17 protein-coding genes are annotated in these 14,939 nt (G+C 66.3%); 7 read left to right on the top strand and 10 right to left on the bottom strand.

All coding sequences use genetic code 11. The features are described 5' to 3' along the window. Positions 1–31: 31 nt before the first annotated feature. From ACFWF1_RS31900 to ACFWF1_RS31890, 3 genes are all read right to left on the bottom strand, one after another. Complete coding sequence (locus tag ACFWF1_RS31900) at positions 32–157, bottom strand: hypothetical protein (RefSeq protein ID WP_379283525.1); 126 nt, start codon at positions 155–157, stop codon at positions 32–34. 211 nt (positions 158–368) lie between these two features. Next, positions 369–857: a carboxymuconolactone decarboxylase family protein gene (locus tag ACFWF1_RS31895; protein ID WP_379283523.1), complete on the bottom strand. Its 489-nt coding sequence runs from the start codon at positions 855–857 to the stop codon at positions 369–371. Continuing rightward, complete coding sequence (locus tag ACFWF1_RS31890; protein ID WP_379283522.1) at positions 854–1,933, bottom strand: dihydrodipicolinate reductase; 1,080 nt, start codon at positions 1,931–1,933, stop codon at positions 854–856. The genes ACFWF1_RS31895 and ACFWF1_RS31890 overlap by 4 nt, the downstream gene beginning before the upstream one ends. A 260-nt stretch (positions 1,934–2,193) precedes the next feature. Between ACFWF1_RS31890 and ACFWF1_RS31885 the strand changes: the two genes are divergently transcribed. The 4 genes from ACFWF1_RS31885 (at position 2,194) to ACFWF1_RS31870 (ending at position 5,582) form a co-directional block, all read left to right on the top strand. After that, a complete protein-coding gene (locus ACFWF1_RS31885) occupies positions 2,194–2,514 on the top strand; it encodes a nuclear transport factor 2 family protein (RefSeq protein ID WP_379283521.1) in 321 nt (106 codons plus the stop codon). A 234-nt stretch (positions 2,515–2,748) separates the two neighbouring features. Further along, a complete protein-coding gene (locus tag ACFWF1_RS31880; RefSeq protein ID WP_379283520.1) occupies positions 2,749–3,078 on the top strand; it encodes a hypothetical protein in 330 nt (109 codons plus the stop codon). A gap of 237 nt (positions 3,079–3,315) precedes the next feature. Further along, positions 3,316–3,897, top strand: coding sequence for a DUF2867 domain-containing protein (locus ACFWF1_RS31875; protein WP_379283519.1), 582 nt, complete (start codon positions 3,316–3,318; stop codon positions 3,895–3,897). A gap of 206 nt (positions 3,898–4,103) precedes the next feature. Next, positions 4,104–5,582, top strand: a complete 1,479-nt coding sequence (locus tag ACFWF1_RS31870; RefSeq protein WP_379283518.1) for a hypothetical protein — start codon at positions 4,104–4,106, stop codon at positions 5,580–5,582. On the opposite strand, the gene ACFWF1_RS31865 is transcribed toward ACFWF1_RS31870, so the two are convergent. Further along, positions 5,567–6,133, bottom strand: a complete 567-nt coding sequence (locus ACFWF1_RS31865) for an NADAR family protein (protein ID WP_379283516.1) — start codon at positions 6,131–6,133, stop codon at positions 5,567–5,569. The two genes, ACFWF1_RS31870 and ACFWF1_RS31865, sit on opposite strands and share 16 nt — an antisense overlap. Positions 6,134–6,219: 86 nt before the next feature. Between ACFWF1_RS31865 and ACFWF1_RS31860 the strand changes: the two genes are divergently transcribed. The 3 genes from ACFWF1_RS31860 to ACFWF1_RS31850 all read left to right on the top strand — a co-directional run bounded on the left by ACFWF1_RS31860 (position 6,220) and on the right by ACFWF1_RS31850 (position 9,240). Then, positions 6,220–6,951 (top strand): tyrosine-protein phosphatase, encoded by a 732-nt coding sequence (locus ACFWF1_RS31860; protein ID WP_379283515.1) that lies wholly within the window; start codon positions 6,220–6,222, stop codon positions 6,949–6,951. Between the two features lie 265 nt (positions 6,952–7,216). After that, positions 7,217–8,077, top strand: a complete 861-nt coding sequence (gene erm / locus ACFWF1_RS31855) for a 23S ribosomal RNA methyltransferase Erm (protein ID WP_379283514.1) — start codon at positions 7,217–7,219, stop codon at positions 8,075–8,077. Next, positions 8,074–9,240 (top strand): lactate 2-monooxygenase, encoded by a 1,167-nt coding sequence (locus ACFWF1_RS31850; protein ID WP_379283513.1) that lies wholly within the window; start codon positions 8,074–8,076, stop codon positions 9,238–9,240. Before erm ends, ACFWF1_RS31850 begins: the two co-directional genes overlap by 4 nt. Positions 9,241–9,265: 25 nt before the next feature. Here ACFWF1_RS31850 and ACFWF1_RS31845 read toward each other — a convergent pair whose 3' ends face one another. From ACFWF1_RS31845 to ectA, 6 genes are all read right to left on the bottom strand, one after another. Then, positions 9,266–11,317, bottom strand: coding sequence for an AMP-binding protein (locus tag ACFWF1_RS31845; protein ID WP_379283910.1), 2,052 nt, complete (start codon positions 11,315–11,317; stop codon positions 9,266–9,268). A gap of 114 nt (positions 11,318–11,431) precedes the next feature. After that, positions 11,432–11,656: a hypothetical protein gene (locus tag ACFWF1_RS31840; RefSeq protein ID WP_379322243.1), complete on the bottom strand. Its 225-nt coding sequence runs from the start codon at positions 11,654–11,656 to the stop codon at positions 11,432–11,434. Between the two features lie 206 nt (positions 11,657–11,862). Further along, on the bottom strand, positions 11,863–12,768 hold the full coding sequence (gene thpD, locus ACFWF1_RS31835; protein WP_379283512.1) for an ectoine hydroxylase: 906 nt from the start codon (positions 12,766–12,768) through the stop codon (positions 11,863–11,865). Between the two features lie 8 nt (positions 12,769–12,776). After that, positions 12,777–13,175, bottom strand: coding sequence for an ectoine synthase (locus tag ACFWF1_RS31830; RefSeq protein WP_150404705.1), 399 nt, complete (start codon positions 13,173–13,175; stop codon positions 12,777–12,779). Beyond that, positions 13,172–14,449: a diaminobutyrate--2-oxoglutarate transaminase gene (gene ectB / locus ACFWF1_RS31825; RefSeq protein ID WP_379283510.1), complete on the bottom strand. Its 1,278-nt coding sequence runs from the start codon at positions 14,447–14,449 to the stop codon at positions 13,172–13,174. Before ectB ends, ACFWF1_RS31830 begins: the two co-directional genes overlap by 4 nt. Continuing rightward, positions 14,446–14,937 (bottom strand): diaminobutyrate acetyltransferase, encoded by a 492-nt coding sequence (ectA, locus tag ACFWF1_RS31820; RefSeq protein ID WP_379283909.1) that lies wholly within the window; start codon positions 14,935–14,937, stop codon positions 14,446–14,448. Before ectA ends, ectB begins: the two co-directional genes overlap by 4 nt. Between the last annotated feature and the right edge of the window lie 2 nt (positions 14,938–14,939).

Genomic DNA, 14,939 nt, shown 5'->3' with positions numbered 1-14,939 from the left:
AGTTCGTGGTGCTGCCGATGGGGCCGTCGACTCACCCGCCGAGGTCCTGGCCTACGTCCGGACCCAGGAAGGACAACCCGTTGACGAGCAGTTGCGCCGCTTCGTCGTGGCCGGGCTGCAACTGTGGAACAGCCGGGTTCCCGCGGCCTATCGGCATGCGCTACTCCATGTCGAGGCCGCGGGCAGTTCGGTCCGGGTAACGGCGGCCGATCGCGCGGATCGACGGAGGCATCGCGGATCCGCGGTCGATAGTGCGGCGACAGCGGTGCGCGGACTGATCGAGGGCTTGATATCCGGTTTGGAATATCAGCTCTACGATGCCGCGAACAACACGCTGTGGCCGCCCAGGCGAATCGAATAATCGTTTGTTATGCGGCCGAATGTCCGGGCAGCACACAGGCGGTGTCGAGGCCGAGTACCCGATTGAGTCGGCCGAAAGCCAGCCAGGAACCGATGCTCATGCTGAGTTCCACGACTTCGACCTGCGAGTACTCGGCGAGCATGCGCGTCCAGAACTCGTCATCGATGCCGTGGTGGTCCAGGGCGTAGCGCTCGGCGTATTCGGCGGCGAGCCTGGTGCGTTCGTCGAACGCGTCGGTCAGCCGCCAGTCGGTGACGGCGTCGGCGAATTCCGGCTCCACCTTTTCGCCGTCGCGTTCGGTGCGCCAGTCCTGGCAGAAGATGCAGCCGTTGATTTGCGCGATGCGCAGCCGGGCGGCCTCGAATTCGCGCAGCCCGAGGGTGCTGTGCGAATACACCGACATCGAGAACTGCGCGGCGGCCACGCCGATACCGGGCACCATTTCGCCCCAGACGTAACCGATCGGGTCTTTGCCCTCGGGGATATCGATGATCATGGGCGTTTCCTTCCGAGTTTGCCGACTGCCGGACGCAGTGGAATATCGAGTGCGTCATAGAGTCCGGGTTCGGCTTCGGCGAGCCAATCGATGGCACTCACCAAACGGCCTACCGCCGTGGCGTTTCCGCCCGCGGCGCGGTTGCCGTTCTCGTCCGACGCCTCGATGGTTACCTCGATGCGCGGGCGGCCCTCGATGATCACCCGGTGCGCGCCGTCGCCGTCGGCGGGCGCGGGCCAGTCCGGCGCGCAGGACGCGTGAATACGGGTGACGTGTTCGACGATGATGCGCGGCTCGCCCTCGACGATGCCCTGCACCTCGAACCGCACCGCACCTTGCGTGCCCGCGGCGAACTCACCCATCGATGGTGTGCTGATCGTGGTGTCGAGTTGCCGGCGTTCGAGGGTCTCCCGGATCTCGTCGAGTTCGACGCCCAGCGCCCGCGCCATCAGTCGAATCTGCCCGCCCCACACCATGGTCGGCACCGTCGGCGCGAGCATGGGCGGTTGGTAGTCCATCGGCTGGCCCATGCCGACGAGGTAGCGGACCGAGTCCGGCTGGTCGTAGGTGGCGTAGTCGAAGATCTCCTGGCAGCGGATCACGTCGACGGTGCCGCCGAGACCGCTCAGCAACAGTGGCAGCACGTCGTTGCCCCAGCCGGGGTCGACGCCGGAGACGAACAGGGACCCGCCGCCCTCGGCGATCGCGGCCAGCACCGGATCGCGGAGCTCCGCCGGTGCGTTGCGCGGGTCGTAGAGCGCGTACAGCGCGGGCGTGACGACGATGGCGCCCGCGCGCAGGGCACGGACGATGTCGGCGAGTGCGTCGTCGGGGCGGATATCGCCGGAGGCCGCGTAGACGATCGCGCGCGGACGCGTCGCGAGCACCGCATCGATGTCATCGGTGGCCGCGACGCCGACCCGGTAGTCGAGACCGCTCAACTCGCCCGCGTCGCGCCCGGCCTTGTCCGGATTGTGCACGAGCACACTCGTGAGCTGCAGCGCCGGATGTGCCTCGACGGCTCGAATGGCCGCCCGGCCGACATTGCCGGTGCCCCACACCGTCGTGGAGATCATGCGGCGAGCGTAGCAAGCGCTTGGTCGGGTTCACGGGTTTATCGCAAAGCTGGGGTCCGGTGGCGTCCTCGGGAGGCAGCGGGTACGCTAACTACATCTCGGGGGGCCGCGTGATTGATCCGCGACCGAAATTCACCCCAGAATGCTCCCGAAGTTATCTGTAACCGTCGGTTACACATAAATCCCGCAGCCGCGATCGGTAGCCAGACGGTTACCAGTTTCGACGACCGTGTCGCAGCCGGCAGTGGGAGACTGGGTTCATGATTCCCACGGATCAGCTGACCGACCCTGCCGTGCGCGCCTTCGTGACCGCCGTCAACAGCAACGACCCCAGCGCGTTCCGGGGCACCCTCACCCCGGACGCCACGATGTCCGACGACGGCAGCGACGAGGACCTAGACCAGTGGGCCGAGAAGGAAATCTTCGCGGCCAACGGCCGCATGGACGTCGAGAGCGAAGCCGATGACGGACGCTCGCTGATCGCCAACTTCCACAACGACACCTGGGGCGATATGCGCACCAAGTGGCGCTTCACCGTCGACGGCGGCCAGGTCGCGCGCTTCGACACCGGACAGGCTTGACCGGACCGCTCGTCACCGAAATCAACTGTTCCGCAACACATCACAGCCGCCAACCGGATGCCCCACTCGCCTGTACATCACCCTTCCCGCATGAGGGTTCCCCAGTCGAGGGTTCCAGTACCCGAAACCGATGCTCTCCGTAGCGAGAGCGAGTTAGGTTAAGGGGGCTCGGGGGCGAGCTACAGGTGGTGACATGCGCGACAAGTCGACTTTCCACTGCGAGGAGGGGTGGTGATGACAGATAATCCGACGGCACTCGGTTACCTGCGGCGCGATATCTCTGGTGCGCAGCAAACGTGGGACGAAACCCAGATCCGAAGCCTCGCAAAGCGACTCGGCTACGACCTGGTCAAGACAATCATTTTCGACACGGACACCGAGTATCGGTTGGACCAACTGGCGACCGCGGTCCAACTCAACGCGGCCGAAGCGGTGATCACACCGTCGCTCGAGCACCTCGACGGCACAGTGGATCCGCTCGTCAAATCGTGCGACATCATCACCGTGCGACCCGAAAACACCTACGCGCGCTGGGCCTTTCCCAAAGCTCAAGCCGACGGCTAAGTTCCTACGCGCTGTCCGGCGGGTTCCCGAGTAGGAGATCCGCTGCGCGGAAAGCGACTTCGTTGTTGCGGTGATCGGCGACGAGAAAGGGCTTGCCGACCGCCAGACAGAAGGCGAGCAAGCTGCGCGCCCACCAGATCATCGAACCGAGTTCGGTCCAGCCGAAGGAAACTGCCCGGTATGCTTCGTCCGAGCGCAGTTTCTGATCAATCGGTACAACCGGATCGAGGCCGAATCATGAGGCTCCCGAAAACTGCCCACACCGCCCTCCCCTGGCGCATTCACGAACTCACCCCCGATTTCAAGCTCGAGGACGTCTGGGCGCTGCCGACACCCGGCGGACCCGACGACTTCCCGCGCCTCGTACAGCTCATCGCATCGCACAACGATACGAGCCAGTTCCCCGCCGCCTACCGGATACTTTTCGCGATCCGCTGGAAACTCGGGGCGCTGTTCGGCTGGGACAAGCCGGACACCGGTGTCAACACCCGCGTGCGATCGCTGCGCGATCGGCTCCCCGCGGATCTTCGCGACGCACCACCCGGCCCGGACTTCCGGTCAGTACCTTTCCGTTCCGTCTTCCTGACCGACAACGAATGGGCCGCCGAAATCGCCAACGGCACCGTGCACGCCGTGCTGCACATCGGCTGGGTGCCCGACGAAACCGGCGGCTACCGCGGCCAAATGGCGGTATTGGTCAAACCGAACGGCCTGCTCGGCAAGCTCTACCTGGCCGCCATCCTGCCGTTCCGCTACCTCTTGGTCTATCCGGCCCTGCTACGCACCATGGCACACGCCTGGCAGACCCAGCCCGCCTAGCCTCGACGCCAATTCGGACAAAACAACGATATCGCTACTGGCCGAACAATTTCTGGGCCGCGGGCCCGGGCACCGGGGAAGAACACCGCCCGCATGTTAAGGGGGCCGCCGGATCGGTGCGCCTTTCCCGGCTTCGGCAGGTACGGTATATCCCGCCGCAACAGCGCAAGGACGGCACGACGCATTCGGCGGAAAGGCGGGCATCGATGAACGAGCCCTATTCGTCATGGGCCGCTCGGAATTCGCCCGACGACCGGCCGCTTTCCGCCCGCTATCAGAGCGCGGAACCGATCGTTTTGCGTGGCAGCAAGGTCTATCCGATGTACACCGAGCAGGTTGGGCCCGAGCCGACCACGATCACGGTGACGCTGCTGTCCGCCGCGCCCCCGGCCGGGCTGCGCGGCCTCGGCATGGGTTTGTCGGTGGTCGACGGTTACCTCGGCCTGAACGGTCGTCGGCTGAACGGCGTCGATGTGTGGTCCGATGCGCTCGTCGGCGGCATCAGCTTCGACATCATCGGCACCGGCCCCGGCACCCTGGTGACGCTGACACCCGTCTGGGTCGACGGTTTCGGCGAGCAGAAATCCTGGGTCGGCAATTACGGCATCGTCGTCGAGGGCACCCCGGACGGCCGAACTGTGCTGTGGTGCAGCATCGGTGAGGGGCCGGCCAATTTCGCCAACCTCGTCGTCGAAGTGCATTCCGCCCCGGCGAACCTACCGGCTGAACCGCACCCCGCCCCGGACGCCCAGCACACCCATCCCCTGCGCTCGATGCCGAACCTGCCGACGAATCCGAATGGTGCCTACCCGTCGACCACGCCGAACAACGCGCACCACCCGACCATGCAGTCGGCGCAGACCAATCCCGGCGGACCCGGTCCGAATGCCGCGTATTCCGGCGCACCACAGCCCGCCCCGAACCCACAGTCCGCGGCGAACTCACAGTCCGCACCGAATCCGCACGCAGCGCCTAACCCACAGTCCGCGGCGAGCACACGTTCCGCATCGAACCCACAATCCGCACCAAATCCACACGCAGCGCCTAACCCACAGTCCGCAGCGAACCCACATGCAGCGCCGAACTCCCAGTCCGCGCCGAACTCCCAGTCCGCGCCGAGCGCACGGTCCGCAGCAAACCCACAATCCGCACCAAATCCACACGTAGCGCCAAACCCGCAGTCCGCAGCGAACCCACACACAGCGCCGAACCAACAATCCGCACCGAACCCAGATGACGGAGCGCAACCCGCTCGAACACCGCACCTCGGCTCCGACGCCAAATACGGCCCCGGCGTTCAGTCCGCGCCCACCCGTCCCATGCAGGCGAGGCCGCGCGCCGAGGAAGAGCCCGCACAGGACACCAGCTATCGGACCGCCCTCTACGACCTCGGCGTCGCCATGTACGGCCGCGGCGAGGAAGACCAGGCGTGCGGACTGTGGGCACAGGCCGCCGACGCGGGCCATCCCGGCGCCGCCTACGACCTCGGCGTCGTCCGCTTCCGCCGCGGCGATCTGGCCGACGCCGAACGCTGGTGGCGCACCGCGGCCGACCGCCGTGAGCCGCGCGCGATGGCCGGGCTCGCCGAACTCCTGGACCGCCAAGGCAATTACGCCGAGGCCCGCGTCTGGCGCGCGTGCGCCGACGAGGAGCGCGTCACGAACGCCGATCAGTCGGTCGGCTGACCGCCGCGTAGTTCGGCGCGAGCGTCCATCAACGCGAAACCCAGCAGGTTCAGTCCAGGCCACTGCGCGGGATCCTCGGCCTGCGGACTGTCCGCCGCCAGCCCGATCCCCCAGATCCGGTCCACCGGACTGGCTTCCACGAGTACCCGGTCTCCGGTTCCGAGCAGATACTCCATCAAGTCCGCATGCTGCCCGAACTTCGCGACATTCCCGCGTACCACTACTTCGTACCGGTGCTCGCCCCACAGTTTTCCGTCGAAGCCACGCACTTCCCGCCCGAGCCGCTTCGCGTCCTTCGGCGTCCGCGCCGCCAGCACCCGCTCGGCATTCGCCGCATCCCCGAACAGCCGCGCCTTACCCCACATCATGTAGTGCTCGGCCGACGCGAACTCGACCCCGTCGACCACGAACGACGCAGGCCACCACTGACTCAGGCAGCTGGCGCCGATGCGCCCACTCCGCTCCGGCTGATGCCCCCAGAACAGCAGATAGTCCACTTTCTCGCCCGCAGTTGTCACCCTGACCAGGTCGCCTACCGAACGCAGGTTCATGATCAAAGTGTGCCCTATGGTCGGGCGTCCCTGCCTCCCAAATATCTGTGAGCGGCGTTGTGGACGGCGGACATAGGGTTCCTGTGGTGAACAGACACATCCATTTCGAACGACTACACAACTTCCGCGATCTGGGCGGATATCCGACCGAGGACGGACAGACAGTGCGATGGGGGCGGCTGTTTCGCTCCGACTCCCTGGGCAAACTGCGCGACGCGGATGTGGCGCGCTTCCTGGACTTAGGCATCACGACGGTCATCGACCTGCGCTATCCCTGGGAGGTCGACGCGAAAGGCCGCGTCCCCCAGCACGAGTCGCTCGTCTACCACAACCTCAGCATCGAACATCGCCCCTATGATCAGGCGGCGCTCGGTCCGGAAATCGAGACCGGGCCCTTCCTCGCCGAACGGTTCATGGAGGTCGCCACTGACGGTGTCGAGGAAATCCGCCAAGCCCTCCAGGTGATCGCCGAGGCCGACGGCCCCACGGTCTTCCACTGCGCGGCAGGCAAGGATCGGACCGGTCTGCTCGCCGCAGTCGTCCTGAGCTTGCTCGGCGTCCCCGAGGAACAGATCATCGAGGACTTCGCGCTGACCGAGCTCGCCGCCGAGCGCCTCGTCGCGGACTGGCATTCCGCGTATCCCGACAAGGTGCTGACCTGGCCCGGATACGGCCGGGCGCCCGCCGAGGTGATGCGGCTGTTCCTCGCGGCGTTGGCGGCCGAACATGGCTCTGTGCGCGGATATACGACGAAACTGCTCGGCGTCGACGACGACTTGGTCGCCGCGCTGCGACGGAATCTGCTCGAATCGGCCTAGCGAATAACCGGTCGCGGGCTGCGGCGGCGGTGCGATATCTTGCGGGCATGGGCAGTTTGGAGATGAACGGAGCGTGCGCGGCCGGCGTGTACTTCATGCGGCTGCGCGCGGAGGCCTGGGCTCTGCCAGTGCACCGCGCTCCGGTGTCCCGACTGTTCTGATCGGGAACTGCGCCGGCGGTTGATGACCGTCGGGTTTCTGTGCCCTGGCATGGGTCCGGGCGAATCACTTTTTCTGATTCGACCACTCCGTTCGGAGGACACCCATGTCCCGCAATCGTTCGCTGCCGCGTGCCCGAAATACGCGTAAGCGTTTGTCCCAGAACTTTCTTACCGATGCCGGTGCCGCCCGGTTGATCGTGCGCTCGTCGGGCGTCTCGGCCGCGGATCTCGTGCTCGAGATCGGGCCCGGCGACGGCATGCTGACCAGGCAGCTGCTCGGCTCGGCGGGCAGAGTACGTGCCTACGAGAAAGACGCCCATTACGCCGACCGCCTGCGCAGGCGGTACGCCGACGATGACCGAATACAGCTGTACCACACGGATTTCCGAGCGGTGCGCGAACCGCAGGAGCCGTTCGCGGTGGTGGCCAACGTGCCGTTCGCCGTCACCACCGATCTGGTGCGCTGGTGCTTGGCAGCCCGGCACCTCACCTCGGCCACCCTGCTCACCCAATACGAGTTCGCCCGTAAGCATTCCGGCGACTACGGCCGGTGGACCAAGCTCACCGTCACCCATTGGCCCACCGTCGCAATGGAATTAGGGGCGCGCATCGGACGACACAGCTTCCATCCCGTACCGAGCGTCGACACCGCGATCCTGCACCTGCGCCGCCGACCTCGTCCGCTCCTGCCCGGTTCAGCTCTCGCCGACTATCGGCGGGTAGTCGAACTCGGCTTCCTGGGCGTTGGAGGTTCACTGGCAAGTTCGTTACGCCAGGAGTTCCCGACCCGCACTGTGCGAGCGGCCTGCACCGCCGCGGAAATCGCATCGGACGAGCCGGTCGGGCTGATCGACCCGGACCGATGGCTGACCCTCTACGCGGCATTACGTACCGACGCCAACTCACCCCGCTACACAAATGTATCGGATACATTCATGTATCAAACGAGGAAGGGAGCGCCGTGACCGGCAACTTCGGTGACTACCAGTACGAGATCTACTTCCAGGGCCTCAGCGGCGTCCAGCCGAACCTGCCGATGACCTTCGCCGACCTGGAGACGAGGGCACAGGCCGCGCTGCCACCGGGCATCTGGTCCTACGTGGCGGGCGGCGCGGGCGACGAGCTCACCCAGCGCACCAACGCAACGGCCTTCGAGAAGCTCGGCCTCGTCCCCCGCATGCTGCGCGCCACCAAAGAACGCGACCTCACGGTCGATCTGTTCGGCATGCGGCTGCCGTCACCGATCTTCATGGCCCCGGTCGGCGTGATCGGACTCTGCGCGCAGGACGGCCACGGCGACCTCGCGACCGCCAAGGCCGCAGCGCGCACCGGCGTCCCGATGGTGGCGTCCACGCTGACGGTCGATCCGCTCGAGGACGTGGCCGCCGAATTCGGCGACACCCCCGGCATGTTCCAGCTCTACACGCCGACCGACCGCGACCTCGCGCAGAGCCTGGTCAGCCGAGCCGAGACCGCCGGGTTCAAAGCCATTGTGGTGACACTGGATACGTGGGTCCCCGGCTGGCGTCCGCGCGACCTGAGCACCTCGAACTTCCCGCAGCTGCGCGGCCACTGTCTGGCGAACTACTTCAGCGACCCGGTCTTCCGCAAGTTGCTCGCGAAGAGCCCCGAGGAGGACCCGAAAACCGCCATCCTGACCTGGATTTCGCAGTTCGGTAATCCGCTCACCTGGGACGACCTGGCCTGGCTGCGGTCATTGACCGATCTTCCGTTGGTACTCAAGGGAATCTGCCACCCCGACGACGCCCGCCGCGCCAAAGACGCTGGCGTGGACGGCATCTACTGCTCCAATCACGGTGGCAGGCAGGCCAACGGCGGTATCCCCGCGATCGAGCACCTGCCCGACGTCGTCGCGGCCGCCGACGGTCTGCCGGTGCTGTTCGACTCCGGAATCCGTTCCGGCGCGGACATTGTCAAGGCATTGGCCCTCGGCGCGACCGCCGTCGGCATCGGTCGCCCGTACTGCTACGGCCTGGCACTGGGCGGTGCCGACGGCATCGTGCACGTGCTGCGCACGCTGCTCGCCGAGGCGGATCTGCTGATGGCGGTGGACGGCTACCCGACGATCGCCGATCTCACCCCGGAGACGATCCGCCGGTCGAACTGACCCGTCGGCCGGGCTGAGCCCAGGCTCAGCTCGGCTGAATCAGCGTGCGCTTCAGGATCTTTCCGGTCGCGTTGCGCGGCAACGCCTCCAGGAACGTCACGTCGCGCGGCACCGAGAACCGGCTGAGCCGATGGCGGATGTAGTTGCAGACCATGTCGCGGTCGAGCCCGAACCCCTCCCGCGTCACCACGAACGCGGCCAGCCGCTGGCCGTACTCCTTGTCCGGCACGCCCACCACCGCGACCTCGCTCACCTGCGGCAGATGCGACAGCGCCTCCTCGACCGGGCGCGGGAAGACGTTCTCGCCGCCGGAGATGATCATCTCGTCGTCCCGGCCCGCCACGAACAGCAGTCCGTCCGCGTCGAGATAGCCGAGATCGCCGGTGTCGAGCATGCCGCCCGACTCGGTGGGCGGCTTGGCGTCGGTGTAGCCGTCGAACAGCATGTGGTTCAGCACGAAGATGCGTCCGGTGACACCGCGCGGCACCGGACGCAGGTCCTTGTCCAGCACAGCGAGTTTCGTACCGAGCGGCGGGCGGCCCGCCGTGGTCGGCGCCGCGCGCAGGTCGGCCGGATCGGCGATGGTGGCCCAGGACACCTCGGTCGAGCCGTAGACGTTGTAGAGCACGTCGCCGAAGGTGTCCATGAACTTGAGCACCGTCGGACCGGCAAGGGGCGCACCACAACTCGCCACCACCCGCAGGCTGGAGGTGTCGTAGCGATCCCGAATGTGCGCGGGCAGATCCAGGATTCGGTTCACCATCACCGGCACCACGATCAGCGAGGTGACGCGGTGCTCCTCGATCAGCCGCAGGCAGTCCTCGGCGTCGAATCGTTCCGGCAGTACGACACTCGCGCGGATCGGCGTGCTGATCTGCAACGCCGCCAAGCCCCAGGTGTGGAACAGCGGCGCGGGGATGAGCATGGTCTCGTCCATCCGCAACGGAATCCGCGACAGCAGCGCGGCGACCGTGCCAAATCCCTTGGGCTGCGGGCGTTGTGCGCTCTTGGGCGTGCCGCTGGTACCGGAGGTGAGCACGATCAGCCGACCGGGATGCTGGGGCCGGGAGAACGTCGGCGCGTCGAGGGCGATCAGATCGTCGACGGTGTTGCGCTCGAAGGTCGACGCGCGTCCGGTCGCGAAGCGCGGCACCCCGGACCCCACATACTTGGTCAGTGCGTCGTACTCGTCGTCGAGGAAGACCGCGGACAGCCCGTGCCGGTCGGCGACGTCCTCGATCTGGCGCGCCGACAAACCGGTGTTCATCAGGACGGTGTCCACGCCGAGTTTGCCGGTGGCGACCATGCATTCGACCATCGCCACCCGATTGCGCGAAAGTAGCCCTACTTTGTCGCGCGCGCCGATACCGAGCAATGTCAGCGCCGACGCGAGTTTGTGGGTGCGATCGTGCATTTGGCCGAAGGTGTAAGCCGACACGTCGTCCACCACGGCCAAGCGATTCGGCGAGTGCCCCGCGGCGGCCGCGTAACCACCGGCCAGGGTGAAACCCCACTTGGCCAGTCCGCCCATCTGCTTGAGCGCGCGGTCGGGCCGGAAGGTGCGCACGACGCCGGTCGACACCATCTGTTTCAGCGTATCGACCTGCTGTTTCGTCCCCGACTCCTCGCCGTTGACCAGCACCGAGGTCGGCGCGCCGGTGATGGCGTCGACGATCCGGTCCAGCCCGGCCATGGTCCAGTCGATCACGTCGGCGTTGTCCTGCTCGGCGATCCACGGATGGATCCGCGCCGCGCCGAAGTAGGTCACGGTGACCCGGGTCAGTTCCTGCTCGCCGCGTAGTCGGATCGCGGCGAAACTGCCCAGCCCAGGGCACTGTAGCTCGAAGGTCTCCAGCTCCTTGCCGACGACGAGCCGGAGTGCGGGCACGGTCAGCTCAGTGCTGTGGTGCCGCGCACGAATCAGGAGAACGGGATGCGTGTCCGAGGTTTCCGCGCGATCACAGTCTCCGATTCCGAGGAACATCCGGGTGTAGGTCTGTGGGTCCATGAAAAAGTCCCACAATGCTTTGCGTGCGGCTGCGAACTCCGCATCGATCGTGATGACGTCCGTTACCAACTGCGTGCATTTCTTCATGGGCCGACCGAGCGGTATGCGTCGGCATGGTTACGTAGTTGTACCCACCGGTAACAACTAGGTCAAGAGGTTCGCGCGTAGCCGATGATTTGCCACTCAATTGGTCAGACGCCCATTTTTGCGCGTGATGCGGGCGGCCGACAGCACTCTGCACAATTCGCGCGGAAACGCCGCCGGGCCAGCCCCGATCGGGTATCGGATCGAGAAGACCACGCGCAACAGCGTCGGACAGTAGCCGGATCGTCCTGCGGGCGCGATCGGGCCGATGAGTGACCTTGTGGCGAACGACAACACCCTCGTGTTGTCCAGAATATTGCGCACGCCAGCAGACTTTTTGGCGGAAGAGCCGGAACTGGGGGCCGATCGGGGCGTGTCGGGCGGCAACAGGCGGATGGCCGACAGGATCGTACCGCCGATGCGCGCGGGCCGCGCGGCGAGCAGCCGCCGCCCACATCGCGCTTTCCCTCAGCAACCGGAAGCGCCCTCCGGTCCGGTAGGGAGACCGAGGGCGCTTTCGGTTCGGTGGGTCAGGCCGACAGCGGCGTGAAGTCGCGGCTGCCGATGTAGCCCGGCCGCGGCGCGGGTGCCGCGAACGGTTCCACCAGGGTGTTCTCCACGCTGTTGAACACCAGGAAGATGTTCGAGCGCGGGAACGGGGTGATGTTGTTCGACGAGCCGTGCATCAGGTTCGAGTCGAACAGCAGCGCCGAGCCGGCCCGGCCGGTGAACTGGCTGATGCCATAGGTATTGGCCAGCGTGGTGATGTCGTCCTGGGTCGGCACCCCGATTTCCTGCTCCTGCAACGACTCCCGATAGTGCTCGGCCGGCGTGCTGCCCAGGCACGGCACGAACGTCCGGTGCGAGCCGGGCATCACCATCAGGCTGCCGTTGATCGGATAGTTGTCGGTCAGCGCGATGGACAGGCTGACCGCTCGCGGCGCGGGCATGCCGTCCTCGGCGTGCCAGGTCTCGAAATCCGAGTGCCAGTAGAAGCCGGTGCCGCGGAATCCGGGCATGTAGTTCACCCGGCTCTGATGGAGGTAGACCTCGGAACCGAGGATCTGCCTGGCCAATCCGGCGACCCGGGATTCCCGGGTCAGGTCGGCGATGGCCGCGCTGAGCCGGTGCACCTCGAACACCGAACGCACTCGCTTGGACGACTTCTCCACGATCACCCGCTCGTCGTCGCGCAGTGACGGATCGCCTGCGAGACGGCCGATTTCGGCGCTGAAGTCGGCTACCTCGGTGGGCGTGAGCAACGCGTCGACGCTGGCGAAACCGTCGGTCTCGAAGCCGGCCAGCGCCGGGGTCTCGACTCGGCCCCACACCGTCGGATCCTTGCGATCCAGATGGGTTCCGGGAGTGCTGAGCCGGGTCGGGTAACGATCGGCCGAGCCGGTCTCGGGTCGAGTTTCGGTGTGCAGCAAAACCATTACTACCTCTATCCCCCGATCGTCGCGGCGACCAATGGGTAAGCGCCGCTGCTGTCGTGGACCTCCTGCCCGGTGACCGGCGGATTGAACACGCACATCATCCGCATCTTGGTGCGGGCCTCCAGGCGGTGCCGTTCGTGTTCGTCCAGCAAATACATCGAACCCGGCTCGAGCACGTAGGTGACGTTGTTGTCGAGATCGGTGAGGCTGCCCGTTCCCTCGATCAGCCAGACCGCCTCCACATGATAGCGATAGTGGAATTCGTGCGTGGTGCCCGCGTCGATGGTCGTCTCGTGGAAGGAGAAGCCGACGCCGTCGCCACCGAGGATGATGCGCTTGCTGCGCCAACCCTCCCCTGCCACATCGCGTTCGGTGCCGGTGATCTCTTCGGTGCTACGCACGATCATGCGATCGCCCCCATTCCGCTGCAGACGGTATCGATGGCGCCGGTGAGGATGCCGAGGCCGTGGTCGAGTTCCTGATCGGTAATTGTCAACGGCGGCAACAACTTCACCACCTCGTCGGTGGAACCGGAGGTCTCCACCAACAGGCCGCGCTCGAAGGCGACCTGGCAGACCTTGCTCGCCTGCGAGGCGTCCTCGAACACCATGCCCTGCACCAGGCCGCGACCGCGGGTCGAGAGGCCGGGGATGTTCTCGGCGAGCCCGCCGAGCGTCTGCGCGACCCGGTCACCCTTGGCCAGCGTCGAGGCCTGCAGCGAGCCGTCGGACCAGTAGTGCCGCAACGCGACATCCGCGGTGACGAACGCCGGGTTGTTACCGCGGAAGGTGCCGTTGTGCTCACCCGGCGACCACTGGTCGAGCTCGGACTTGAACAGCACCAGCGCCATTGGCAGGCCGTAGCCGCCGATCGACTTGGACAGCGTGACGATGTCCGGGGTGATGCCGGCGAGCTCGAACGAGAAGAACGGGCCGGTGCGGCCGCAGCCCATCTGCACGTCGTCGACGATCAGCAGGATCTCGCGGGCCTCGCACAGCCCGGCCAGATGCCGAAGCCATTCGGCGCGAGCGACATTGACGCCGCCCTCACCCTGCACCGTCTCGACGATCACCGCGGCGGGCCGGTCGAAGCCCGACGAGGTGTCGTCCAAAACCTTTTCCATCCACTGGAAGTCGGCGGTGGTGCCGTCGAAGTAGCCGTCGTAGGGCATGTGCGCCGCGTGCACCAGCGGCACCCCCGCGCCGGCCCGCTTGGCGGCGTTGCCGGTGACCGACAGCGCGCCGAGCGTCATGCCGTGGAAGGCGTTGGTGAAGCTGACGATCGTTTCCCGCCCGGTGATCTTGCGGGCCAGCTTGAGCGCGGCCTCGACGGCGTTGGCGCCGGTCGGGCCGGGGAACTGCACCTTGTAGTCCAGGTTGCGCGGGGCAAAGATGGTGTCGCGCAACGTGACGAGCAGACTGCGCTTGGCCGAGGTCGACATGTCGAGCCCGTGCGTGATGCCGTCGCCCGCGATGTAATCCAGCAGCGGCTGCTTGAGCACATCGTTGTTGTGGCCGTAGTTCAGCGCGCCTGCGCCCGCGAAGAAATCGAGATAATCGTTGCCGTCCTCGTCACGTAGCCAGCTGCCCTTGGCCTTGGTGAACACGGTCGGCCAATTGCGGCAGTAGCCGCGGACATTGGATTCCAGACTTTCGAAAATGCTCGTATCGGCGGTGATCATCGGTGGTCCTCCTGCGTTGTGCGAGCGGTCGGTGCGATGAGATAGAGGTCTTCCGGCGCGTGGCTGTCCGGGAAGACACCTGCGTCGAACAAGGGGCGCTTGCTGATTCGGGCGCCGCGGCGCCGCGCCACCGAGCTGAACAGGGCGATCGAGGCGGCGTTGTCCGGCGAGATCGTGGTCTCCAGCGTGGAAACGCCTTGGGCGGCAACATTGTTGAGCAATGCGTGCAGCAGCTGTGCGCCGATTCCCTTGCCCTTCTGGGCCCGGTCGACGGCTACCTGCCAGACGAAGACGGTGTCCGGCGCCTGCGGCCGGATGAAGCCGATCACGTAGCCGACCACGCGGCCCTGTACCTCGGCGACCACCGAGGTGGCCGCGAAGTCGCGACACCACAGCACGTAGGCGTAGCTCGAATTGGTGTCGAGCACGGCAGAGTCTTTCGCGATCTGCCACAGCCGGGCACCGTCGCCGACGCGTGGGGCGCGCATGA

The sequence above is a fragment of the Nocardia sp. NPDC060255 genome, assembly GCF_042727395.1.
GTDB lineage: Bacteria > Actinomycetota > Actinomycetes > Mycobacteriales > Mycobacteriaceae > Nocardia.
This window is presented reverse-complemented; position numbering and strand designations above follow the sequence as displayed.

Bases quoted from the DNA above. Each gene is read 5' to 3' on its own strand.
- ACFWF1_RS31890 (WP_379283522.1), bottom strand. From the start codon at position 1,933: ATGATCTCCACGACGGTGTGGGGCACCGGCAATGTCGGCCGGGCGGCC.
- ectB (WP_379283510.1), bottom strand. From the start codon at position 14,449: ATGATCACCGCCGATACGAGCATTTTCGAAAGTCTGGAATCCAATGTC.
- ACFWF1_RS31885 (WP_379283521.1), top strand. From the start codon at position 2,194: ATGATTCCCACGGATCAGCTGACCGACCCTGCCGTGCGCGCCTTCGTG.
- ACFWF1_RS31880 (WP_379283520.1), top strand. From the start codon at position 2,749: ATGACAGATAATCCGACGGCACTCGGTTACCTGCGGCGCGATATCTCT.
- ACFWF1_RS31875 (WP_379283519.1), top strand. From the start codon at position 3,316: ATGAGGCTCCCGAAAACTGCCCACACCGCCCTCCCCTGGCGCATTCAC.
- ACFWF1_RS31895 (WP_379283523.1), bottom strand. From the start codon at position 857: ATGATCATCGATATCCCCGAGGGCAAAGACCCGATCGGTTACGTCTGG.
- erm (WP_379283514.1), top strand. From the start codon at position 7,217: ATGTCCCGCAATCGTTCGCTGCCGCGTGCCCGAAATACGCGTAAGCGT.
- ACFWF1_RS31865 (WP_379283516.1), bottom strand. From the start codon at position 6,133: ATGAACCTGCGTTCGGTAGGCGACCTGGTCAGGGTGACAACTGCGGGC.
- ACFWF1_RS31900 (WP_379283525.1), bottom strand. From the start codon at position 157: ATGCCGATAGGCCGCGGGAACCCGGCTGTTCCACAGTTGCAGCCCGGC.
- ACFWF1_RS31830 (WP_150404705.1), bottom strand. From the start codon at position 13,175: ATGATCGTGCGTAGCACCGAAGAGATCACCGGCACCGAACGCGATGTG.
- ACFWF1_RS31870 (WP_379283518.1), top strand. From the start codon at position 4,104: ATGAACGAGCCCTATTCGTCATGGGCCGCTCGGAATTCGCCCGACGAC.
- thpD (WP_379283512.1), bottom strand. From the start codon at position 12,768: ATGGTTTTGCTGCACACCGAAACTCGACCCGAGACCGGCTCGGCCGAT.
- ectA (WP_379283909.1), bottom strand. From the start codon at position 14,937: ATGCGCGCCCCACGCGTCGGCGACGGTGCCCGGCTGTGGCAGATCGCG.